The following is a 22,743-nucleotide window of genomic DNA, read 5'->3' on the forward strand; positions in this document are numbered from 1 at the left end:
ATTATGCTGAAACTTACCGAATTTGCTAGTTCCGACGTGACTCCCGTCGATGTGCTGACGCTGCCTTTCGAAACGCGGCAGAAATGCCGTTTCCATGCCGTGACCGAAGGCGGCGTAGAAGTCTGCCTGTTTTTACCGCGCGGCCATTTGCTTCGCTCTGGATTGGTGCTGACCGGGCCCGACCGCTTCAATGTCTTGGTCGACGCCGCCCCAGAACCGTTGTCGGTCGTGCGCAGCAACGAACCATTGCGGTTTGCGCGCGCTTGTTACCACTTGGGCAACCGCCATGTCTCGCTGCAGATATTGCCGGGCGAATTGCGTTATTTGAGCGATCATGTACTCGATCACATGATCGAAGGCTTGGGTTTGACCGTGACCCGCGCGGAATTGCCGTTCGAGCCGGAAGCCGGCGCTTATCGCACCCATGATCACTGATCTGGCTTTGCTGCGCCTGTTGCAATTAGTAAGCCCGGGCTTGCCGATCGGTATGTACAGTTATTCTCAGGGTTTCGAAGGCGCGGTCGAGGACGGTTTGATCAAGAACGACGCAGATGCTGAAGAATGGCTTTCCGGTATGTTAGTCAACAGTTTACAGTATATCGATTTACCGATTTTGGTGCGTTTACATACGGCTTGGCAGAGTCGCGATTTCGATAATGTTTCGCGTTGGAGCCAGGTCTTGAAGGCTTATCGCGAAACCGCTGAGCTTCGATTTGAGGATAAGCAAACCGGACAAGCTCTCGCGCGATTATTGACCGACTTGAATATCGACGAAGCCAGAGACTGGCGACGTCGACCCGACGCCACGCTCGCGGCGCTTTTCGCATTGGCGGCCGTGCAGTGGCAAATAACGATGCGTGATGCGTTATTAGGTTATGTTTGGAGTTGGCTAGAAAACCAGGTTGTATGTGCAGTTAAATTGGTGCCTTTGGGTCAAGTGGCTGGCCAGCGCTTGTTGGGCGAATTGGCTCGAATGCTCCCTGCTGTAGTCGATCAAGCTTTATTGATTGCCGACGACGATATCGGCGGTAGTGCGTTCGGTCTCGCGTTGGCCAGCAGCCGTCATGAAATGCAATATTCTCGCTTGTTTCGTTCTTGATCCGAGGATGGAGCTCTGTTGGGAAAGGTATTCATGTGCTTCATAGTTAAACTGCCGAATTTAGGATTAATGATCCTGTTAACTTTCTTATTGAGTGGAAAATAACAATGAGCGATAGACATGTTTTAAGAGTCGGTATCGGCGGTCCGGTCGGCTCCGGAAAAACCGCATTGGTCGATGCACTGTGCAAACGCATGCGCGACGATTTCGAAATCGGTGTCGTCACGAATGACATTTATACCCGTGAGGATCAGCAGTTTTTGATTCGTAGTCAGGCTTTACCGGAAGAGCGGATTCTTGGAGTCGAGACCGGCGGTTGTCCGCATACTGCGATTCGCGAGGATGCGTCGATGAATCTGGCCGCGGTCGAAGAATTATGCGAACGCTGGGACAATCTCGATTTCGTGTTGGTCGAAAGCGGAGGAGACAACCTGAGCGCGACGTTCAGCCCGGAACTGGCCGACTTGACGATTTATGTTATCGATGTCTCGGCCGGCGACAAGATTCCGCGCAAGGGCGGTCCCGGCATCACACGTTCGGATCTGCTAGTGATTAACAAAATCGATTTAGCGCCCTATGTCGGCGCGTCATTGGAAGTGATGGATCGCGATGCGAAAAAAATGCGCGGCGACCGGCCTTTCGTGTTTACCAATTTGAAAACCGGCGAAGGATTGGATTTAGTTGATGCGTTTATCGTTCGAGCAGGGATGCTGCAATCAGTGTGATCACGGATACCGAAAATATACCTTTCGCACTTCAAATTTCGGCAGTGCCGGAGGCGGCCTCGGGTGCTCGGTCTATTTTTGCTCCTCGGCAATTGCTCCTGCATTGCCCTAATACACGCCATCCGTGGCGTAATACAAAATCGACATTCACGACATCCATGTCGATCGCAAAGGCTTTGCCAGCATGGAGCTGGCATAGAGCTTACATGGATATATTTACGGCGTCTTTTGACGAGCACCCAGGTGCCGAATTTTGATCTACTATGGGTATTAGTTGAGATAAAGCGTAGGTAAGGAGTCTTGAGGCAATAAACGAGAAGTTCATATTCTGCGGTGATTTTAAAAGATGGGATTTGTCTGTTTGCTTGTTATAATGCTCGGTATTTTTACAATTGCTTAACAGGTTCGAGAGATTGGGATGATTCAAGGCAGTATCGTAGCGCTGGTTACACCGATGATGGAAAATGGTTCGATTGACAAGGACAGCTTAAAAAAATTGATCGAATTTCATATCGATCAAGGTACGGACTCGATTGTTGCAGTCGGTACGACAGGCGAGTCGGCAACGCTCGACGAAGACGAGCATTGCGATTTTATTAAATCGGTTGTCGATTATGCCGGCGGCAGGATTCCAATCATCGCCGGGACCGGCGCCAATTCGACGACCGAGGCGATCGAATTAACGAAAAGAGCAAAAGAGGTCGGTGCCGATGCGTGTCTTCTGGTGACGCCTTACTATAACAAACCGACACAAGAAGGTTTGTATTTACATTTTAAGGTCGTTGCCGAGGCGGTCGATATTCCGCAAATTCTTTATAATGTCCCGGGACGCACGGCTTGCGATATGCTGCCGGAAACGGTGGCTCGCTTGTCTGTTATCGACAATATTGTCGGTATTAAGGAGGCTTCCGGTAAATTGGAAAGGGTTAAGCGCTTACGCGACTTGTGCGGCGAAAAATTTGCCTTGTATACCGGCGATGATGCGACAAGTTGTGAGTTTTGTTTACTAGGCGGTAATGGCACGATCACTGTCACCGGTAATGTTGCGCCGAGATTAGTCCATGAAATGATAACCGCCGCGATCGACGGCGATCGCGAGACCGCCTTGGCCATTGATGCAAAACTAACCGGATTGCACAAACAATTATTTATTCAATCGAATCCGATACCAGTCAAATGGGCATTGAAGGAAATGGGTTTGATTCGAAAAGGTATCCGTTTGCCGTTAACTTGGCTGACCGAAGATTGTTACGACGTAGTGCGTGGAGCCATGCGTCAAGCGGAGTTACTTTGAAATTCATGAAGCGCATCTTTGCCGCTTTACTATGCCTGATCATTCTACCCTTTCTGGCGGGTAGCGGTTGTAGCACGATCAAAAGCTGGTTTCCCGATAAAGAAAAAGATTACCAATTTAGAACCGAAATACCGGAATTGGTGTTGCCTAAGGAATTGGCTATTCAAAAAGTTGAAAGACCTGCAAGAATTCCGAGGGTCGATCTAAGGCATGTCGATACCACTCAAGTGGTCGATGACATCGACAAGGTCACCCAAGTCGAGCGGGTCGCCACTGCCGATGCGGTCGTGCTAAGGATTAATGAACCCGTCGGTAAGTCCTGGCGTATCGTCGGCAAAGCTTTGGCAAGACAGTCAATTGAAATCGTTGCGCGTGACAGATCGCTGGCAACCTATATCGTGCAGTACGATCCTGAAGAACAGAAAGTGACTGACGATTCCTTTTGGGATGAGATTCTGTTCGTTTTCGGTCTGTACGGGTCCAACGAGAAAGAGTACCGCATCAGACTAATCGAGTACGAACAATTTACCGATGTCATGGTGAGGGATGAGACCAATAAAGCCGTATCAAGCGGTGATGGCCTGACTTTGTTGCAGACTATTCAACAAGCGATTGAAGACGATTTAGCAGGTCAATAGTCGGCTTTCGACTTGTTAGGTTTCAATCTTTCTCCAAGAAAATTACGAAATTGATCAATCCATTTTTTCTTTTCCCTTAATCAAGCGATTTAGTCTTTTTCGAGACGTCCAGGACATTATCTTCTTGACTTTCTGTATCGTTACCTTGATTTGAACCTTATTTCATAACGGATTCCCCATGTTAAAAATTCCAGGAACATCCGCGCTATCCGCATTTCGCATCGAAAAATTACTTGCCCGTCTCCAAGAGATAGCGCCAACCATCAATGGTATTTCGGCTTCTTACATTCATTTTGTCGAACTCGAACGTGCGATTGGCACTAGCGAGCAAACGCTATTAAACCGCCTGTTAGCCTATGGAAGCAGCACCGCAGGATCGTCTCCTGACGGATTGCGTTTAACAGTCATTCCCCGGCCTGGCACGATTTCTCCTTGGTCCAGCAAAGCAACAGAAATCGCGCAGCGTTGCGGCTTGGAATCGGTCTGTCGCATCGAAAGGGGAATTGAATATACGATACTGTCCGAAGGTGAACTAAACGATCAAATTCAAAATCGCATTTCGGCTCTTGTGCATGACCGCATGACGCAAACGGTCGTTAACAGCGAATCAATGACTGAAGCGATTTTATTTGCCCATCACGAACCTAAACCGTTCCAAACCGTACCGGTAATTGAATCCGGTAGCGAAGCCTTGGTCAAAGCCAATACCGAGCTCGGGTTGGCGTTAAGCCCCGATGAAATCGATTATTTGACCGAAAGCTTTCAAGCATTGGAGCGCAATCCGACCGATGTCGAGTTGATGATGTTCGCTCAAGCCAATTCGGAGCATTGTCGGCATAAGATATTCAATGCCGCATGGACCATCGACGGTATCGAACAGGCCGAATCTTTGTTCAAAATGATTCGGCATACCGCCGAACAAAGCCCTGAAGGTATTTTGTCGGCATACTCCGATAACGCCTCGGTCGTAGAAGGTGCTAAAACGCCGGTGTTCATCCGCAATGCGTTGACCGGCGAATATGCCTATGTCGACGAAGACGCGCACATATTGATGAAGGTCGAGACCCATAATCACCCGACTGCAATATCTCCGCATCCAGGCGCGGCGACCGGTTCGGGGGGCGAGATTCGCGACGAAGGCGCAACCGGTCGAGGTTCTGCGACCAAGGCCGGTTTGACCGGTTTTAGCGTTTCTCATCTAAGAGTTCCGGGTTTCGAGCAGCCTTGGGAAGACGACAACGGTAAACCGGGACGCCTTGCATCTGCGTTGGAAATCATGCTCGAGGGTCCGATTGGCGGTGCGGCATTCAATAATGAATTCGGGCGCCCGAATCTGGCCGGTTATTTCCGCAGCTTCGAACAAACCGCACCGGGCGGTGATGAAAACACGCTCCACGGTTATCACAAGCCGATCATGATTGCCGGCGGCATGGGCAATATTCGCCCGATGCTGGTTGAGAAACAACCGATACCGGCGGGTTCGTTGATCATCATCCTGGGAGGGCCTGCGATGCTGATCGGCTTGGGCGGCGGCGCCGCTTCATCGCAGACTTCGGGCGAGGCTGCCGAGGAACTGGATTTTGCCTCGGTGCAACGTGAAAATCCCGAAATGCAACGACGCTGTCAGGAAGTCATCAATCATTGCAATGCCTTGGGCGAGGATACGCCCATCGTCTCGATACACGACATCGGTGCCGGCGGCCTGTCGAATGCCGTGCCGGAGATCGTTCACGACTGCGAACGGGGCGGGCGCTTCGAATTGCGCGACGTCAATATCGCCGATCGCGGCATGTCGCCGATGCAGATATGGTGCAACGAGGCGCAAGAGCGTTATGTCATAGCAATCAAGCCGGAGTCGCTGGAATTGTTCAAATCGTTCTGCGAACGCGAGCATTGCTTGTATGCCGTGATCGGCACCGCAACCGATGAAGAGCATTTGCAACTGAGCGACCGTTTGTTCGGCGACAGACCGGTCGATTTACCGATGTCGGTGTTGTTTGGCAAGCCGCCGAAAATGCATCGAACTGTCGAGCATGTCAAACTCGATTTGTCGCCGTTGGACTTAGCCGGCATCGAGCTTGACGAAGCTGTCAAGCGCGTATTGTCCTTCCCGGCTGTCGCCGATAAGAGCTTTTTGATCCATATCGGCGATCGTTCGATCACAGGTTTAGTTGCGCGCGACCAAATGGTCGGCCCTTGGCAAGTGCCGGTCGCCGATGTCGCGGTCACCGCTTCGGGCTTTTTCGCGTCGACCGGCGAAGCGATGGCAATAGGCGAAAGAACGCCGTTGGCGGTCATCGACGCACCGGCATCGGGCCGAATTGCGGTCGGCGAAGCGTTGACCAATCTTGCCGCAGCGCGTATCGGATCGTTGGGCAATATTAAATTATCCGCGAATTGGATGGCGGCAGCCGGCAGTTCCGGCCAGGATGCCGCGCTGTTCGATACCGTCAAGGCGGTCGGAAAGGAACTTTGCCCGGCATTGGGTATCGCGATTCCGGTCGGCAAGGATTCGTTGTCGATGAAAACCGTTTGGCAACAAGACGGCCGCGAGAAAACCATGACCTCGCCGGTATCGTTGATCGTAACCGCGTTCGCGCCGGTGGTCGATATAGAGAAAACCTTGACGCCACGATTGCGCGACGAGCCTTCGGTCTTGATCTTGATCGACTTAGGGCAGGGCAAGAATCGTTTAGGTGCTTCGGTATTTGCACAGGTATATAAACAACTGGGCGATAGTTGCCCGGATTTGGACGATCCTGCGTTATTCAAGTCCTTCTTCAACGCGATTCAGGACTTGAATAGCCGAGGCAAATTGCTGGCTTATCATGACCGTTCCGATGGCGGTCTATTGGCCACGATCTCCGAAATGATGTTCGCCGGAAGGCTCGGCGCCAATGTGGATTTGTCCGGCTTAGGGAAGGATGCCTTATCGGCCTTGTTCAATGAAGAACTCGGAGCGGTTATACAAGTCAGGGAAAGCGATAGCGCCGAAATTATGGACCTGTTGGCGCAAGCCGGCCTCGATGCGTGTGTGCATCGAATCGGCTCGGTTACGAAACAAGCCGACTTGACGATCAATTTTGCCGGGCAGAAGCTTTATTCGGCCTCTCGAGCCGAATTGCAACGCTACTGGTCTGAACTGAGTTATCGAATGCAAGCGTTAAGGGATAATCCGGATTGCGCACGCGAACAATTCGAACGGATCGTCGACGATAACGATCCCGGCCTCAATGCCGCGTTAACCTTCGACAGCAACGAAGATGTTTGCACTCCGTTTATCGGCAAGTCGAAGCCTAGGGTGGCGATTTTACGCGAGCAGGGCGTCAACGGTCATGTCGAAATGGCCGCTGCGTTCGATAGGGCCGGATTCTCCGCGATCGATGTGCACATGACGGATATCATTGCCGGTCGAGTTAGCCTGAAAGATTTCAGAGGCCTTGCGGCTTGCGGCGGATTTTCTTACGGCGATGTGCTCGGCGCCGGCGGCGGTTGGGCCAAATCGATTCTGTTCAACCCGCGCGCCCGCGATGAGTTCGCGGCGTTTTTCGAACGCGAGGACACGTTCGGTCTCGGAGTTTGCAACGGTTGTCAAATGATGTCGGGGCTCAAGGAGATTATTCCGGGTGCCGAACACTGGCCTCGTTTCTTGAGGAACTATTCCGAGCAATTCGAGGCGCGCGTTGCATTGGTTGAGGTTCAGGATTCGCCGTCCATTCTGTTGACCGGCATGGCGGGATCGAGAATGCCGGTCGTGATCGCGCATGGCGAGGGCCGAGCAGATTTTGACGGCGACCCGGCTGAGGCGATGAAAAACGGTGCGGTATCGTTGTGTTACGTCGATAATTTCGGTGAAAAAACGACGCAATTTCCGGCCAATCCAAACGGTTCGCCATTGGGCATAACCGGTTTAACCAATCGGGACGGCCGCTTTACGATCATGATGCCGCATCCGGAAAGATGTTTCAGAACCGTGCAAAATTCGTGGCATCCCGACGATTGGAGCGAATACGGCCCTTGGATGCGGATGTTTAGGAATGCCCGATTATGGACGGCTTGAAATAATTTTGAATACCCCTATATTGTTTAACAGATACTGATCGATGTTTGTTCGGTATTTGATCGATAACAATTATTTCGGAGGTGTTTATGGCTATCACACGTTACGAACCCTGGGGCATATTGAGTCAATTACAAAGAGAATTGGAGCGCGCGAGCGAAGGCGGAACCGGCGAAGGGTCGATATCGACCGCCGAATGGGCCCCTGCCGTCGACATCAAGGAAGAAACCGATAAATTCGTGTTGCATGCCGATATCCCGGGCGTCAAGCCTGAAGATATCGAAGTCAGCATGGAAAACGGCATCCTGACGATCAAAGGCGAAAAGAAAACCGAAGCGAAAACCGAAAAAGAAGGTTATAAGCGAGTCGAGCGGACTTACGGTTCGTTCTACCGCCGCTTCAGTTTGCCCGATACCGCCAATGCCGATGCGATTTCGGCAAAATCGAAACACGGCGTCTTGGAAATCACGATTCCGAAACAAGAAGCGGTACAGCCGAAAAAAATCAATGTGACCTCGGAAGAATGAGTCAAACAAACGGAGCCCTCGGGCTCCGTTTTTTTTGGCCAAGAACGAGCACGAAATCAATAAGATTTCATCGCTCCCTCTCACTGCGCTTCATGGTAAAACTGCCGAATTCAGGTTGATAGGTCGCGGAACATCGCCTATCGAGGGCTCCGAAAGTCGCGACGAAGATCTTGTTCCGACAGAGACCTACGGGCGTTTTGTGGGAGCGATCCCCAGATCGCGATCTCGAAGTCGAGTGAGCAAGGTAACAACAAACGGTATCGAAGTTGCGTTGGCTAAGTGTAACTGTCTATCATTGACTTACCGGAGTTTATACCCCCTCGTAGATCAAAATTCGGCACCTGGGTGTCCGTCACAAGGCACACCGTGATCTATGCCAGCTCCATGCTGGCAAAGCCTTTGCGATCGACATGGATGTCGTGAATGTCGATTTTGCAGGAGCAAAAATCGACCGAGCACACAGGCGCCTCCTCTGGCACTGCCGAAATTTGAAGTGCGAAAGGTATAAAATCGGAGAGTATTTTTTAAACAGTTCCTTAGCTATGAATCTTGACGCATTGATTCCCATCTTCGTGATTGATGCGGCTGTCTTTAAATCGGTATGGCAGAGCAATTGCCTGCTGAATTCATTTTTTAAAGTAGAAACGATACTTTATGAATATTCGAAAAACAGGAGTATTAATGCTCGCGCTGTTATCGCTTAAAACATTTAATCCTGCTTATGCGCAAGTACAAGAAGACTTTGTTTATGTCGATACGCTTATTCCATCTATCCATTTAGATATTCGTTATGCGAGCGCCAATAACTTTATCGGCGGGCCTATCGATGGTTATTACCGGCCATGCGCATTATTGACTCAGACAGCAGCCGAAGCGTTGATGGCGGCGCAAAATGAGTTGGCAAAATTTAATTTAGGCTTGAAAATTTTTGATGCTTATCGGCCTCAGCGCGCCGTGCGGCATTTTGTGCGTTGGTCGCAAGATGCGGATGATGTGGCTATGAAGGATGTTTATTATCCTCATCTGGACAAGCCAAGCTTGATTGAAGAAGGTTACATTGCCGCACGTTCTTCGCATAGTCGGGGCAGTACGGTTGATGTAACGCTGGTTGATTTAAACAATGGCGAAGAACTGGATATGGGCGGTTTTTTTGATTATTTTGGCCCGGAGTCCTGGTCTTATGCTAAGACGCCTACGACTATGCAACGAGCGCACCGGATGTTATTGCAAACGGTTATGGAAAAACAGGGATTCGTACATTACCCTCAGGAATGGTGGCATTTTACCTTGGCGAACGAGCCTTATCCCGATACGTATTTCGATTTTCCGGTGCAATGAGGTAGTGAGGATCCTTTGCTGGGGTGGTAGGTGTTGAGCCGTAAAGCTTGATCCTGGTTTTTACGCTAACCCAGCTTGTTCGACTATTCCCTATCAAAATCCAACGGACTCTTGGCTTGCTTCAAGGTCCTGCTCTGAACGGTGTGGGTATAAATCATCGTGGTTCTCACGTCGCTGTGTCCCAGTAATTCCTGAATGGTGCGAATATCGTAATTCGCCTCCAATAAATGACTGGCAAAAGAATGCCGTAACGTATGCGCTGTTGCCCGCTTAGTGATTTTGGCATCATTCACCGCGCGTTTGATCGCCTTTTGCACGATGGATTCATGAAGATGATAACGTTTGTGTTCTTGGGTTTCCGCAACTAGCGTTAATGAAGGTTGCGGAAAAAACCACTGCCAGATAAATTCTTTGGCTGCGTTTTTATATTTATGACTCAATTGGTTCGGCAAGAACACGCCGGCAAAATTGGCTTTTAGATCGGCTTCGTGTAAATCCGCGACTTTCCGCAACTGAAGTTTCAATGCCGGTATTAAGGTTTGCGGTAACGGAACCGTTCTGTCCTTTTGACCCTTGCCGTCATGGACGGTCAAAACGCCGGCGTCGAAATTGAAACACTGGACACGCAGATTCAAGCTCTCGAAAAGCTTCAGCCCGCAACCGTATAACAATTTGGCGACGAGATCGACCGGATCGTCGAGATGATCGAAAATCAACTCGACTTCTTCGCGAGATAGAACCACCGGAATATAAGGCTTGCGTTTGGCTCGCGCGACACCTTTGATTTCGCCGAAATCCTTTTTCAAAACGTGTTGAAACAAAAACAGCAACGCATTGAAGGCCTGATTTTGAGTCGAAGCGGACATCTTCTTCTCAACGGCAAGGTCACTCAAAAACGCCACGACATCCTGTTGTGTCAAGGCTCGGTAATCTTTACTTTTGGTAAACGCTTGCAAACGGCGCGCCCAACCGCGATAGGATTTCAAAGTCTTCGGCGAATAATGGAGTAATTGGATTTCACGAGTCAGCTCGTCAAAGACAAAAACCCAACTGCATCCGGTTTGTTTTTCAGCAACCGTATTATTTTGGTGGGTATTATCGGACACGGCAGGATGCCTCGGGTGTTCATAAGGCGGTGATAGATGATGCGGGTGATTCGGATCAGGCGAGTTTTTTTCAAGCAAAACGTCCGGCCTTGGCGGAGCTTGCATCGGCAAGGTTTGGACCGCATTGCTTGACAATTCGGCGTCTTCGGCATCGGCGGTTGCTTTTACTTGGTAAAACAACACAATGGCCTGGCGGGCTTGCTCTCGTTGTTGAGCCGATTGGCCTTTTTGGTCAAGTTTGTCGAGAAATGACGGCAAGCTGGAGCGATGATAAGGATCATAATGATATTTGTGACAAAAATCCCAATAGAAACGCAGCCATTTTCGATAAAAGTGTTTGATATTTTCAGGGTGCTGTTTCTGATCCAATTGCGCAGTGAACTGACGGGACAAAGTATCGGGAAGATTGAGCATCGTATTTATCCAAACCGGGTTATCATGAATGGAATGTATGTTATCCCGTTTAGAATTACAAGGAGTTCAGTGACATTTGACTCAAAAATGTGTTCTGGTGTATAAGATGTGCGGATCTAGATAATAACTTGTTAGTCAATTAGAGGGACATGATGAGCACTGCCATAATTTCTGAACCAATTTCTGGAGATAAGGCATATCAGGTGAGGGCTCGCGCTGCGCTCCCGTTGCTTGTCCGCCAAGCGGAGGCGGGCGCACCGGTCTTCTACTCCGATCTTGCTGAAGAATTGGGAATGCCCAACCCACGCAACCTCAACTACGTCCTTGGGAGTATTGGACAGTCTCTGGAGCGACTTTCAAAGGCATGGAAATCCAAGGTCCCACCTATACAATGTCTTGTCGTCAACAAGAACACGGGGCTGCCCGGAGAAGGTATCGGCTGGTTTCTCGTGAAGAAAGAGGACTTTGCATCACTTCCGCTTCGACAGAAGAGGGCAATTGTTGAAGCAGAACTTCAGCATGTATTTTCGTATCCCCGATGGTGGGAAGTCCTTGAAGCTCTTGAGCTTGAACCAACAACATCCGATTTCACTGCTTTCGTGAAAAAAGCCGCCGGTGGATTTGGTGGCGGTGAGAGCGAAGAACACAAGGCTCTCAAAGCGTATGTCGCTCAAAACCCAAAAGTCGTCGGTCTTGGCGCGAATACCCCAAAAGGCACCACCGAATATCCATTACCGTCCGGGGACTGTCTGGACGTCTCATTCAGAGGTAACAAAGTCTGGGTAGCAGCAGAGGTTAAATCCTCGATATCGGCTGAAGGCGATATTGTCCGGGGTCTCTTCCAGTGTGTTAAATACCGGGCAGTCATGGAGGCGGTATTGCTCTCGGAGTCACGCCCACAAAACGCACGAGCATTGCTCGTCTTGGAATCAAAACTGCCCCCGTCACTTATTTCCCTGCGAAACATGCTGGGTGTTGAAGTGGTTGAGGGTGTTACACCAAGAAATGGCTAACAATCGCATGCACTCGGACAGCAAAAAGCGCCGCTCGTTCCTCGCTCTGCTTTCTGCTGCCGGTGATGCGAGGCGTTATACACAAGGGGAGTCATGAAGTACTTTCATCGGTTTGTTTTCTACACCCTGCTAGCGGCTTCGGTGGTGTGGGCTTGCTTCGCTTTAAAGGCCAATCCTTTTTCACTTCTGTACAACTTTGAATTTATTGAGTCTTTAAAGTTGCTGTATATACTGGGGCTTACGGCTGTTTTTTGGCCTATGTTCTATATTGAGGTATTAGATTATTATGCTTCCGCCTCTGGTCGAAATGGAAAGCTATATTTTAAGTATGCAAAAAGTATTAGAAAAGACATTGTGGTTAGTACGTTAGCGGCTTTGATTCTTGGTAGCATATATTGGTTCAATCCTATTGAATATGACTTCTCAGGTATTGATCTAGGGTTTATAGGTATTCCGTTTTTGATGCATGCAATCTATACGTATTTCCAAATTATGAGTTTAAGCATTGGAGGAAAACCAGTTAACAGGCTTCCTGTAGTGATAATGTTGGTGGCCGTCGCGACTTTTACCGGGCTATCTTATTCGGTGCTTTTTAAAAATTCATCTGGCAACTTTGAAGCATATCAAGCCATCTGGTTCCAGCTAACGATTCTATTCGGATCCTTTTTTATATTTACTAGCGCCAATCTGCAGTTTCAATTGGTTAGCTTCGGAAGATTTGAGTTGTCGCAATTTAAGAAATACTTTTTCAGCGAAGTTATTAGGTCAAGGCAGAATATCTATGCCGGAATGGAGGAGCCTCTTGGTAAATTGAATAAGCGGATGGCTGCAGAAAAATCTAAGTATTCTGCAAGTCTGCGAAAAAAGAGAAGTAGGAAGTAAATGTATAACCAAGCAATCAAGTTCGCTCCCTGTGGTCGCCGGACGCTCGTTCCTCGCTCCGCTTATTGCGGGAGTTATGTGCTAAGGGTGGGTCATGGAAGTATCGGCTGAAGAAGAGATTAACCAGATCATTGTGGGAAAGCCCCACGTCGTAATACTTGGCGCAGGCGCTAGTTATGCGGCGTTTCCTGATGGCGACAAGCACGGGAGTAAGCTCCCGTTAATGAATAATCTCGTTGAGACGCTTGGTCTCCAGGATTTGATTGCCAGAACCGGGCTTCGTTTCGGTTCCTCCAATTTCGAAGACATTTATGCGTCGATCCACAAGGAATCGAGCTTGATAGACATACGGGAAGAGCTAGAGGCAGAAGTGTATCGCTATTTCGGCGAAATGGAGTTGCCAGATCATCCCACTATCTACGATCACTTGGTCTTGTCGCTGAGAAACAAAGACTTCATCGCAACCTTCAATTGGGATCCCTTTCTAGTTCAGGCGCTAAGGAGGAATGGGCGCAGGTTTAAGCTGCCCCGGGTCTTGTTCCTCCATGGCAATGTAGAGGTTGCGTACTGCGCCGATGGGCACATGATGGGGAACAACGGCGCCGCCTGTAGTCTCTGCGGTTCCCTGCTTACACCTACGAAATTGCTCTACCCAGTTAGCGAGAAGAACTATCACTTGGACGAGTTCATATCGCGCCAGTGGGCTACGGTCGCAGATGTTCTAAAGCATGCCTTCATGGTGACGATCTTTGGGTATGGTGCGCCCACATCAGATGCAGCCGCAATCGAGCTGTTGAAGACTGCTTGGGGTGACATAAATGATCGCAGTCTGGAGGAGTTCGAAATAATCGACGTTCGGCAAGAGGATGACCTAAGGCGCACGTGGGCGCCTTTCATCCACACCCATCACTACCGGGTGGAATCTAATTTCTACGATTCGTGGATTGCGAATCACCCCCGCCGGACTGGAGAGGCCTATTGGAATCAGTTCATTGAGGCTAAGTTCATTGAAAATAACCCCCTACCCAAAGAGGCGGATTTTCCGGAGTTGTGGGAGTGGTATTCGAGACTGCAAGAGGTAGAAGATGCAGAGCGCATATAACAACGCCATCCACTCGGACGCGCAAATGCTACGCGGCGCTCCGCATTTGCGCGCCGGTGATGGCGAATTGTTAGCGGGTGAATTTTCGAGCATGGAAAATGACTGATCTTTCTCTTTTTTGGCATTCCGAAAGCATCGAAGAAGAGCTAGAACTGAAACGCCGGCAAATTATTGCCGGACGGTTTAAGTTAATTTGCCCTTTAGGGGAAGGTGGTTTTGGTCAAGTCTGGAGAGTTAAGGACCTTTGGCTAAACAATGAAGTCGCTTTGAAAATTAGCCAAGATGATCTTACCAGAGAAACCCTCCTTCTCCGAAAACTTCCAAAAAATCAATATGTTTCTATTTTTGATTATGTCAAAGACGATGTTTTGCAAATAGCCGCATATTCAATGGAAATTCTTGACTCGCCATGGGCTACCTTGGAGAGATTTTATGAAAACAGAATTGAGCCAAATCTCAACAATGGAAATTTTGCACAACCACTAAGATTAACTCTTCATATTGCAATTGATATTTTGATGGCATTACAGGTGCTACATGGTCAAAGGTATGGGAGGCAGGATCGTTGGTGTCATGCCGATATAAAACCGCAAAACTTGTATATCAATGAAACAGCGGCCGCAAACGCCATTACTTATTGCTGGAACAAAGATTTCATTCGAATTGCAAAGGTAGGTGACCTGGGACTGGCAAGAGAATCAGGTTCACGGTTATCTGGTGGTACGTACAACTATATGGCACCCGAGCAGAATGGAACTAGAAACGTATCGGCAGCTACTGATATATTTGCCGTCGGACAAACAATAGCTGCACTTATTTGTGGTAGCCCATTTGATGAAAATGATCTTGCACACGTTAACCGAATGAGTCATCAACTCAGAACTCAGATTGATAGCGACTATTTGACTAGAAGACTACTTCAACCGTTACGCAGAATGACGCTCCGAGCACCAATCCAGAGAGCAAACTCTGATTATGCAATAAGAATGTTACGTGGCGTCGTTGAATCCGAAGATGATTGGCACATTATTGGTTTGTTTGAATGTACCAGATTCACGATCAATGAAGCAGCTGAAGCCTTGTTTCTGCAATTAGCACCGAAGCGCAATTGGACGAATAGAACCTGCGAGAGAATTGAAGAAATGAAAATGCTAGTGCGGAACGCTCGGCGGAGGGGGCTTCTTATTCTGGACGGACATACTTATAGGTTGTAAAAAATCCGAACCTGTTATCTTTTTCAAATTAGCCAAAGGCCGAGATATTAAATGAAAAAAACATATAACATTACACTGAATGTAACAATTGACGTAAAAAAAGGCGACGACGGTCGAAACATTCCCTGGGTATCTTTAAAAGGCTGGCGTCACGGAGTCGTTTCTAAATCAAATCGCTTTATAGATTCAGAGCCAATAGTACGGATGACAGATGAAAACATGAAATACATCGGGACTCACGTCTTTGAGGCAGCAAAGCAAATGTACTACGATGACTCCGATTTTCATGAAGAATGCTAACGAAATGAATGGGGCCAGGCTCGGTTTAATCCTGCATACCAGCGTTACCGAGGGCAACCTTCGCCCGGCGGCTTGGTTTTGCAGCGCTCAACTTCCTCCAGCGCGCGAGAGAAATCAGCGCCTGGGAACTCCCGAGATAAAATTTCTTTCGCGTTGTTGTGGTGGTACGAACTACAGTCGTACCACGCCAGAGAGAAAAGAAGTTCTTTCAGTGTGTCTGGTGTCATTTTCAGTCTCCAGAAAACATGGCCTAACACGGTGCTCCACCGGACGCCGCGAATAGCGGCGCCGGTGAGCCGGGCGTTAGGTTGCGCAGCAGATCATCAATAGGAGGAGTTGCATGTTTGGATTATTTGGCAAGGGCAGCGGCATAAAGCAGGCCGAAGCCAACTTGAAGAGCGAATTCGGGCTTACCCTCGACAAGACTCCACACAAGGAGTCCATAGTTGAGAACTTTGAAAGAATGAGTAAGGAAGGGCAACTCAGCCCTGAGGCACAAACGGCCCTTCTTTATCGCCTTGTCATCATGAACTATCTTGGTGCCTGCAAGATCATGCGCGATAACGGCAAGAATACTGATCCGTCGGATCTTGTTTGGCTCACTCAGCTTTCAGGTGGCTCGATAGATTGGTCAGAGAGGGCGCGTGATCATGTTGCCCTGGAGGCGCTAACCAGTCAGCTGAACATGAATATCTTCCGATTCTTTGAGTCATTCGGAATTCATCGTGGGAGCGGAAGATAAATGAAAAAAAGCGATTCACGTTTGCGTGCGATTTATGCGGTTCAAAATATCAGCATGGGCCTCATCGCTATGAGGGGCATAAGCTGCAGCGGTACGGAATGATGGTTTGTGATTCGTTCTGGAAATCCAAGTGGGATGGCTGGGCGCCGCATTACGAGAGCCGCATTATCGAAAGCGCAGAGTCCAAAGGGCTAAAGTTGCCGCCGAGAAATGAGAACGGGCTGCTGCCACGAGAATGAACGCGCGACCTAACCTAACGCTCAAGCGGACAAGCCGCCCGCTAAGCGTTTCGGTTGGTTAAAGTTCTTCGCTAGGCGGCTTGCCGCTTAGCTCTACGTTGGTCGCATGATGACAAAATGCACACATTCGTGCTATACTCACGCCCATGAAGATCTACAATTGGAATTCAAATAAGAATCAGGAGCTTATACTTGAAAGGGCCGTTTCTTTTGAGGAGGCGATCTTTCATATTGAGCATGGTGGTCAATTAGATGATATTGTCCATCCCAACGCTTCTGATTACCCCAATCAACGGATTTTCGTCATTTGCATCAAGGAGTACGTTTACCTTGTCCCGTATGTGGAAAGCGAAGATGAGGTGTTTTTGAAAGCCATCATTCCCAGTAGAAAATTTACCAAGTTATATCTTGGAGGTAGATCATGAGCAAGTCCAAGTTGTCGAAAGAAGAGAAGAAGTTGCTTGATGCTGTGGAGGCTGGTGAGTTTGAATCAGTTTTAACTGAGTCTCGCAAAGAGGAATTGGAGGCAATCGCCGGTAACACATTTAAGAAAGATAAAAGAATAAACATTCGAATCTCTAACAGGGATTTGGCGGCCATCCAATCAAGGGCGTCAGAGGAAGGTATTCCGTACCAAACCTTTGTGTCGAGTATCATTCACAAATACATTTCTGGCTCCTTGCAAGATCTCACGGCTAACAAGCAAATGCAGCCGACGCATAAAATGCGCGGCTGATTTGGGCGTTAGATCGGAAGAAATAGTAGAGGCCTTATGTATGCCTAGAAGTAACAACATCTTCCACAACTTGGTCGTTTGTGAGGATGACTGCACAGAGCTGTTTTGCAATCTTCTATCCATTAAGGTCTTTAGAGATGCAGTCTTCGATCTATGCGGATGCGGTCACGTTAAAGCGCAAGCCTCCTCGGCTGATTTTTCTACACAGGCGTCGTCTTAACGTGTCGTCACCGGACAGTCGGCGGTCGTGAAACAGTTTGTCGCCGAGTGCGACAATTTCAGGATTGAGATCGACGGTAAGCGGCAGCGGTTGCACCGGTTCACCCTTGAATTGATTGGCGGCGTCCCTGCTCCATGGATGTTTGGCGCGCTCTTCTGCGATCCAGGTTAGTAGTGTCGTTTTTTCGTCATGGTTCAACTTGCCGTTCCAATGCATCAGAAGGTATAGCGCCGGCGGCATGCTATTGTTGCGGATAACGCCTTCTAGCCGGGCCAACATCAACGGCGACAAGGGTTCCTTGCCGTTATAGCAGGGATCGGGGTCAGGGATCGGGGTCAGGTCTATATTAGTAGTATTGTTTGCTATATCCTCTGTTCATGCCCAGACCCATTAGAATCGAATTTTCAGGCGCGTTCTATCATGTGACCTCCCGTGGCGACCGCCGTGAAAACATCTATGAATATGATGAAGACAGGGTTCAATTCCTTGATGTTTTGAAGCGTGTTATCGAGGATTTTAACTGGGTTTGTCATGCTTATTGTTTGATGACTAACCATTATCATTTGGTTATAGAAACGCCTGATGCCAATCTTTTGAAAGGTAAGCGGCAGTTAAACGGTGTATTTACGCAAACATCGAATCGCCGTCACGGCCGCTACAAAGCGATACTGGTTGATGCCGAAAGTTACCTTCTAGAACTGACGTGTTATGTAGTGTCCTAATGGGGGCGCAAGGTTATATTCTATCCTCAATTAATCGGTACGGCTTTTCTCCGTGCAAGCGGATTTGTCCAACACTCTGTTTGGCGCTTGATGCAAAATAATCGCCGGAAGTAATACAAATGAGATCCTTGATCGGGCGGTTATAGAGATAAACCCAAGCGTTTAGTGTTTTACTTTTGCCAAGTCTGACCGGTTCGATGGACCTCGCATATTCGTGGGGTCGCGGGTCGCGGATGGAGCACTGTTCGTAGCGGTCGAGTGTGGCTAGGATCATTTTCGGATGATCGATTCGGTATATATCGCCTAGCACACGGTCACTGGCTTTGTTGGATTTTACGACGCCCGGATATTCCCCAAGGTTAAATAATTTTCCCTGAAAATATCCGGCGCCAAGCCAGTCGGCGCGTTGACTTAGCCAACGCGACATGGAATGTACGTGATTTCTTCTCAAGGTTCCGTATACGAATAGATAGTTCGATTGGTGTTTGTCGATAGATTTCATTTTTTTCGGCTGTCGTTCGAATGGTACATTCTGTCGATTGCGTCTTTAAACCAGCGAGGCAAAAAAATTACGATAAATAAGCCGATGATAGCGGCGATCGGTATCGGGCCGATTTCAAGTATCGCCAAAAAAATCATTAACAAAGCGTATTTCAAGCGTATGAAAAAATTCATGGCATCGTCTGTTAGTTTTGTTAATGCAAGTTAATCGTAATGAATTTCCTCGCCGGGAAAAGCGAATTTCTATTTTTGAAAATGGTGAGTAGGGCAGTGATCCTTGCGCAAGCTAATAATCGGCCAATTCGATTGCTCCGCATAGGCTTTGAGTTTTTCGTCGGGGTCGACCGCAACCGGGTTTTGCACTCGATTCAACAAAGGCAAGTCGTTGTGCGAATCGCTGTAAAACCAACTGTTTGCAAGCGTTTCTTCCGAGGATGTCAGCCAGTCTTCCAGTAAAGCTACCTTGCCGGCTTGAAAGCAAGGCGTGCCGCTGAAATTGCCGGTATATCGGCCGTCTATGAATTCCGGGGTCGTCGCCAACAAGTGTTCGATACCGTAAAGCTTGACGATCGGCTCGGTGACGAAGCGATTGGTTGCGGTAATCACCATCAATGTATCGCCTTTGGCTTTGTGTTTGTCAATTAAAGCTTGAGCCGGTTTGAGCATTAACGGTTTAATGATTTCTTCGATAAATTGTTCGCGCCATTCAAACAGTTGCCTAGGAGCATGCTCAGATAAGGGTTTTAGTGAAAAGTTAAGAAATTCCACGATATCCAGGCAGCCTTGTTTGTAATCGTCATAAAATTTGGCATTGGCCGCTTCATATTGGGCTTTGTCGACAATGCCTCGGTCGACTAAAAATTGCCCCCATAAATAATCGCTGTCATCGGCGATTAAGGTGTTATCTAAATCGAAGATCGCTAAACTCACTGCTGTAACCTATTGAAAAGTTTTAAAGGGCATCGCGCTATAGCCTTGTTGATTGTTTTGTGGAACAATATCGCAATATTTTAAATCCCTGGTTCACTGGGCCATTCTATCACTTAGAAAAATGACGCTGTAGTTCTCTCCGAATTTTTGTTTTTGCCCACTAAGGTCGAAAAAAGGGTTCGTTAGCGATTTACAGTTTATCCTTTCAGTAGAGAAGGCGTGGGCATCAGGCTTATATTGACAGGTTTTAACATGATTGACTCAAAAGGATACCGACCCAATGTCGGCATCATCCTTTGCAATGACGAGGGTCGCGTGTTTTGGGCTAAGCGTACGGGCGCTAATTCATGGCAGTTTCCGCAAGGAGGCATCAATGAAGGCGAGGACCCGGAGCAGGCGATGTATCGAGAGTTGTGGGAGGAGACGGGTTTGCGTTCCGAACACGTTCAGCTATTGGGCAGGACTCGATATTGGTTACGCTATCAATTGCCGGAACGTTACATGCGCAAAAACTCGTGGCCGTTATGCATAGGGCAAAAACAAATTTGGTTTATACTTCGTTTATTAACGCAAGATACTGACGTGCGCTTCGATTGCGGGGCCAAACCTGAATTCGACGGTTGGCGTTGGGTCGATTATTGGGAGCCGCTCAAGGATGTCGTATATTTCAAACGTAAAGTTTATCGCAGAGCAATGTCCGAGTTAGGCGAGATTTTGTTGGCCGATTCGGTGCCGGTCAAGGCTGACGGCTTCTTAGCTAAGAAATGGCAGCAACATAAAGCTCGGTAATTTAATATTCCGTACAGCTCCGATCGATTTCTTGCAAGATGCCCGGCAGGCGCTGAACTTGGGTGGTGATCCGGCCGTCCGGATGCAACTCAATGGTACGATAGCCCGGCATCAGGTCGTCTAACGTAAATCGCGAGCATAGCGGTTTGAATTGGAAGCAAGTCGATGGCGTCCCCAATATTCTTAGCAAGTTCAAGTATATATCCATTTCTTGATGAATATGCCCGGTCGTGATGCCCCTTATTTGCGGATAGCGGCTCGAAATCTCTAAAAACTCGTCGCTGTTTTTGATGATCATCGTGTCCATCCAGCTACTTCGAGTCGGCACGCAGTGGTGATGAACCGCAATCAACGTAAAAAGATTCGGTTTTTTTTCTAGCGCATCTTCAATAAACCTCAATTCGTTTTCACTGAGGCTACCCTCGGCTTTCCCGGGTATCTGGCTATTCAGGCAAAGCACTTGCCAATGCTCGAATTCGATATGTTTCTTACAGCTGATGTTGTCTTGGTTTAGCCATTGCTGCATTAAGGCATAATCGTCGTGATTGCCCGGAAGGCATAGTGTGTCAATTGCTAATGTGTGTAGTCGACCGAAAATTCTTTGATAAGCTTCAGAGCAGGGGTCCTGAGTTAAATCGCCGGTAACTAATATCAAATCGTAATGCGTGTTCGTTTGCCGTACATGTTGCAATACGGCCTCGAAATAAAATTCGGTGTCGACTCCTAGCATTTTTTCGCCGGGGCTCGGAAGAATATGCAGGTCGGTTAATTGTAATAGCGATAACGTGCCTTGAGTGCTCATGGATATTAATTCAGATGGATTTGCACAATATTTTAGACTTACGCTGTGGATTGTAGATCGATTTCAGCTGTTCAGGCAGCGTTTCGATTGCGCTTGGTGCAAATCCGCGCTCTAAGAACCAATGGCTGGTTTGTGTCGTGAGCGCAAAAATTTGCTGCATGCCTAGCATTTTAGCTTTATGTTGCAGATGCTCCAATAATCGACCGGCTCTGGCAGAGCCTCGGTAGTCGGGATGTACGGCCAGACAGGCGATCATGCCGGCGTGTTCGTTTTCGATCGAATGCAGTGCGGTACAGCCGATAATTAGACCGTCCCGTTCGATAATAATATAGTCTCCGATCTCCATTTCCAGTTTTTCCCGCGAGCGCTTCACTAGGATGCCTTGTTCTTCCAAAGGTATGATGAGCTCTAAGATGCCGCCGATATCGTTTAATGTCGCTGGGCGCAGTTCTTCATAGGGTGTTGAGCTAATTAATGTGCCCGTGCCGTCTCGGCTGAATAATTCCAAAAGCAGACCGCCGTCTTGATGGCGATTAACAAGATGCACACGTTCAACGCCGGATTGGCAGCCATGGATCGCGGCTTGTAAAGGCAGGCTAATTGATTGTTCTATGTCCGGAAAGCGATTAATAAATTGTTGGGTTTCGACAGTTGTCATTTGCTGAATCTTGTCGCCGCTTTCAGGATGATTGATGCTTTGTTCGGTGAGCAATAACAGTTTTTCTGCTTTTAAGGCGATCGCAATTTCGGTGGCTACTTTTTCTGCCGACAAATTGAATGCCTCGCCGCTCGGCGAATAACCGACCGGCGAGATTAAAACAACGGAATTCATGTCCAGTTGTTGATGGATGGCTTGGCTATCGATTCTGCGTACTTCGCCGGTATGGCCGTAATCGACGCCGTCGATGACGCCGATCGGTTTGGCAATGACGAAATTACCCGATACGACGCGTATTTTGGCGCCGGCCATCGGCGAGTTGGCCAGTCCCATCGATAAGAGAGCTTCGGTTTCGACCCGGACGAGGCCGGCAGCTTCTTTTACGCATTGTAGAGCCAATTCGTCGGTGACTCGGAGATTCTTATGAAAACGGGGGGCGATGTTTTGTTTGCGTAGGCAGGTATCGATTTGAGGGCGAATGCCATGTACAAGAACTAGTCGTATCCCCAGACTGTTGAGCAGCGCAAAATCATGCACATGATGCGCGAACCCCGAGTCATAGACTGCCTCGCCGCCGAATGAAACGACAAAGGTGCGGTTCCGATGGGCGTGTATATAAGGAGAGGAGTCTCTGAACCAGTTGACAAAATCGTGGTTCAGAGACGAGGCCGGTAAATTAGAATCGGTCACAA

General features: G+C 48.5%; 26 protein-coding genes. 19 read left to right on the forward strand and 7 right to left on the reverse strand.

The genetic code is table 11. The features are described from left to right. The first annotated feature begins 3 nt into the window (after positions 1–3). The 8 genes from ureE to MEALZ_RS08705 all read left to right on the forward strand — a co-directional run bounded on the left by ureE (position 4) and on the right by MEALZ_RS08705 (position 9,681). Positions 4–435 (forward strand): urease accessory protein UreE, encoded by a 432-nt coding sequence (gene ureE, locus MEALZ_RS08670; protein WP_014148252.1) that lies wholly within the window; start codon positions 4–6, stop codon positions 433–435. After that, positions 425–1,099 carry an urease accessory protein UreF gene (locus tag MEALZ_RS08675; RefSeq protein ID WP_014148253.1) on the forward strand — a complete coding sequence of 225 codons (675 nt, stop codon included), beginning with the start codon at positions 425–427 and terminating at the stop codon, positions 1,097–1,099. Before ureE ends, MEALZ_RS08675 begins: the two co-directional genes overlap by 11 nt. 107 nt (positions 1,100–1,206) lie before the next feature. Continuing rightward, complete coding sequence (gene ureG / locus MEALZ_RS08680; protein WP_014148254.1) at positions 1,207–1,824, forward strand: urease accessory protein UreG; 618 nt, start codon at positions 1,207–1,209, stop codon at positions 1,822–1,824. Positions 1,825–2,242: 418 nt separating this feature from the next. Continuing rightward, positions 2,243–3,118 carry a 4-hydroxy-tetrahydrodipicolinate synthase gene (dapA, locus tag MEALZ_RS08685; protein ID WP_014148255.1) on the forward strand — a complete coding sequence of 292 codons (876 nt, stop codon included), beginning with the start codon at positions 2,243–2,245 and terminating at the stop codon, positions 3,116–3,118. A gap of 5 nt (positions 3,119–3,123) precedes the next feature. After that, positions 3,124–3,756, forward strand: coding sequence for an outer membrane protein assembly factor BamC (bamC, locus tag MEALZ_RS08690; RefSeq protein ID WP_046061473.1), 633 nt, complete (start codon positions 3,124–3,126; stop codon positions 3,754–3,756). A 178-nt stretch (positions 3,757–3,934) separates the two neighbouring features. After that, on the forward strand, positions 3,935–7,816 hold the full coding sequence (gene purL, locus MEALZ_RS08695) for a phosphoribosylformylglycinamidine synthase (RefSeq protein WP_014148257.1): 3,882 nt from the start codon (positions 3,935–3,937) through the stop codon (positions 7,814–7,816). A gap of 89 nt (positions 7,817–7,905) precedes the next feature. Continuing rightward, a complete protein-coding gene (locus MEALZ_RS08700; RefSeq protein ID WP_014148258.1) occupies positions 7,906–8,343 on the forward strand; it encodes an Hsp20/alpha crystallin family protein in 438 nt (145 codons plus the stop codon). 654 nt (positions 8,344–8,997) lie between these two features. Then, positions 8,998–9,681 (forward strand): M15 family metallopeptidase, encoded by a 684-nt coding sequence (locus tag MEALZ_RS08705; protein WP_046061069.1) that lies wholly within the window; start codon positions 8,998–9,000, stop codon positions 9,679–9,681. Between the two features lie 83 nt (positions 9,682–9,764). Here MEALZ_RS08705 and MEALZ_RS08710 read toward each other — a convergent pair whose 3' ends face one another. Next, the gene (locus MEALZ_RS08710; protein WP_014148260.1) at positions 9,765–11,201 is read right to left on the reverse strand and encodes an integron integrase; all 1,437 of its coding nucleotides are present in this window, start codon (positions 11,199–11,201) and stop codon (positions 9,765–9,767) included. Between the two features lie 149 nt (positions 11,202–11,350). Between MEALZ_RS08710 and MEALZ_RS08715 the strand changes: the two genes are divergently transcribed. The 9 genes from MEALZ_RS08715 to MEALZ_RS08750 all read left to right on the forward strand — a co-directional run bounded on the left by MEALZ_RS08715 (position 11,351) and on the right by MEALZ_RS08750 (position 17,429). Continuing rightward, the gene (locus MEALZ_RS08715; protein WP_198482335.1) at positions 11,351–12,214 is read left to right on the forward strand and encodes a hypothetical protein; all 864 of its coding nucleotides are present in this window, start codon (positions 11,351–11,353) and stop codon (positions 12,212–12,214) included. A 93-nt stretch (positions 12,215–12,307) separates the two neighbouring features. Further along, positions 12,308–13,096: a hypothetical protein gene (locus MEALZ_RS08720; protein ID WP_014148261.1), complete on the forward strand. Its 789-nt coding sequence runs from the start codon at positions 12,308–12,310 to the stop codon at positions 13,094–13,096. 94 nt (positions 13,097–13,190) lie between these two features. Further along, a complete protein-coding gene (locus MEALZ_RS20975; RefSeq protein WP_014148262.1) occupies positions 13,191–14,198 on the forward strand; it encodes an SIR2 family protein in 1,008 nt (335 codons plus the stop codon). Next, a complete protein-coding gene (locus tag MEALZ_RS23735; RefSeq protein ID WP_269844363.1) occupies positions 14,182–14,304 on the forward strand; it encodes a hypothetical protein in 123 nt (40 codons plus the stop codon). Before MEALZ_RS20975 ends, MEALZ_RS23735 begins: the two co-directional genes overlap by 17 nt. Beyond that, entirely contained in the window at positions 14,297–15,412 is a 1,116-nt protein-coding gene (locus MEALZ_RS08730) for a protein kinase domain-containing protein (protein ID WP_014148263.1), read from the forward strand. Before MEALZ_RS23735 ends, MEALZ_RS08730 begins: the two co-directional genes overlap by 8 nt. Positions 15,413–15,463: 51 nt before the next feature. Further along, positions 15,464–15,712, forward strand: a complete 249-nt coding sequence (locus MEALZ_RS08735) for a hypothetical protein (RefSeq protein ID WP_046061070.1) — start codon at positions 15,464–15,466, stop codon at positions 15,710–15,712. Positions 15,713–16,052: 340 nt separating this feature from the next. Then, positions 16,053–16,454, forward strand: a complete 402-nt coding sequence (locus tag MEALZ_RS08740; RefSeq protein ID WP_046061071.1) for a hypothetical protein — start codon at positions 16,053–16,055, stop codon at positions 16,452–16,454. A 385-nt stretch (positions 16,455–16,839) separates the two neighbouring features. Beyond that, entirely contained in the window at positions 16,840–17,118 is a 279-nt protein-coding gene (locus MEALZ_RS08745; protein ID WP_014148264.1) for a BrnT family toxin, read from the forward strand. Next, on the forward strand, positions 17,115–17,429 hold the full coding sequence (locus MEALZ_RS08750) for a CopG family antitoxin (RefSeq protein ID WP_014148265.1): 315 nt from the start codon (positions 17,115–17,117) through the stop codon (positions 17,427–17,429). Before MEALZ_RS08745 ends, MEALZ_RS08750 begins: the two co-directional genes overlap by 4 nt. A 151-nt stretch (positions 17,430–17,580) precedes the next feature. Here MEALZ_RS08750 and MEALZ_RS08755 read toward each other — a convergent pair whose 3' ends face one another. After that, positions 17,581–17,928 (reverse strand): heme-binding domain-containing protein, encoded by a 348-nt coding sequence (locus tag MEALZ_RS08755; RefSeq protein ID WP_046061072.1) that lies wholly within the window; start codon positions 17,926–17,928, stop codon positions 17,581–17,583. Positions 17,929–18,026: 98 nt separating this feature from the next. Between MEALZ_RS08755 and MEALZ_RS08760 the strand changes: the two genes are divergently transcribed. Then, on the forward strand, positions 18,027–18,371 hold the full coding sequence (locus MEALZ_RS08760) for a transposase (protein WP_223842359.1): 345 nt from the start codon (positions 18,027–18,029) through the stop codon (positions 18,369–18,371). Between the two features lie 13 nt (positions 18,372–18,384). Here MEALZ_RS08760 and MEALZ_RS08765 read toward each other — a convergent pair whose 3' ends face one another. The 3 genes from MEALZ_RS08765 to MEALZ_RS08770 form a co-directional block, all read right to left on the reverse strand. Continuing rightward, positions 18,385–18,873: a gamma-glutamylcyclotransferase family protein gene (locus tag MEALZ_RS08765; protein ID WP_014148268.1), complete on the reverse strand. Its 489-nt coding sequence runs from the start codon at positions 18,871–18,873 to the stop codon at positions 18,385–18,387. Next, the gene (locus MEALZ_RS22660; protein ID WP_014148269.1) at positions 18,870–19,046 is read right to left on the reverse strand and encodes a hypothetical protein; all 177 of its coding nucleotides are present in this window, start codon (positions 19,044–19,046) and stop codon (positions 18,870–18,872) included. Before MEALZ_RS22660 ends, MEALZ_RS08765 begins: the two co-directional genes overlap by 4 nt. Before the next feature lie 69 nt (positions 19,047–19,115). Beyond that, a complete protein-coding gene (locus MEALZ_RS08770; RefSeq protein ID WP_014148270.1) occupies positions 19,116–19,802 on the reverse strand; it encodes a histidinol-phosphatase in 687 nt (228 codons plus the stop codon). A 252-nt stretch (positions 19,803–20,054) separates the two neighbouring features. Between MEALZ_RS08770 and MEALZ_RS08775 the strand changes: the two genes are divergently transcribed. After that, a complete protein-coding gene (locus MEALZ_RS08775) occupies positions 20,055–20,591 on the forward strand; it encodes an RNA pyrophosphohydrolase (protein ID WP_014148271.1) in 537 nt (178 codons plus the stop codon). A gap of 1 nt (position 20,592) precedes the next feature. Here MEALZ_RS08775 and cpdA read toward each other — a convergent pair whose 3' ends face one another. Together cpdA and argA are read right to left on the reverse strand one after the other, a co-directional pair. Beyond that, positions 20,593–21,393: a 3',5'-cyclic-AMP phosphodiesterase gene (gene cpdA, locus MEALZ_RS08780; RefSeq protein ID WP_014148272.1), complete on the reverse strand. Its 801-nt coding sequence runs from the start codon at positions 21,391–21,393 to the stop codon at positions 20,593–20,595. Positions 21,394–21,403: 10 nt separating this feature from the next. Continuing rightward, entirely contained in the window at positions 21,404–22,741 is a 1,338-nt protein-coding gene (argA, locus tag MEALZ_RS08785) for an amino-acid N-acetyltransferase (RefSeq protein WP_014148273.1), read from the reverse strand. Positions 22,742–22,743: the final 2 nt, after the last annotated feature.

The sequence above is a fragment of the Methylotuvimicrobium alcaliphilum 20Z genome, from assembly GCF_000968535.2.
GTDB classification, from domain to species: domain Bacteria; phylum Pseudomonadota; class Gammaproteobacteria; order Methylococcales; family Methylomonadaceae; genus Methylotuvimicrobium; species Methylotuvimicrobium alcaliphilum.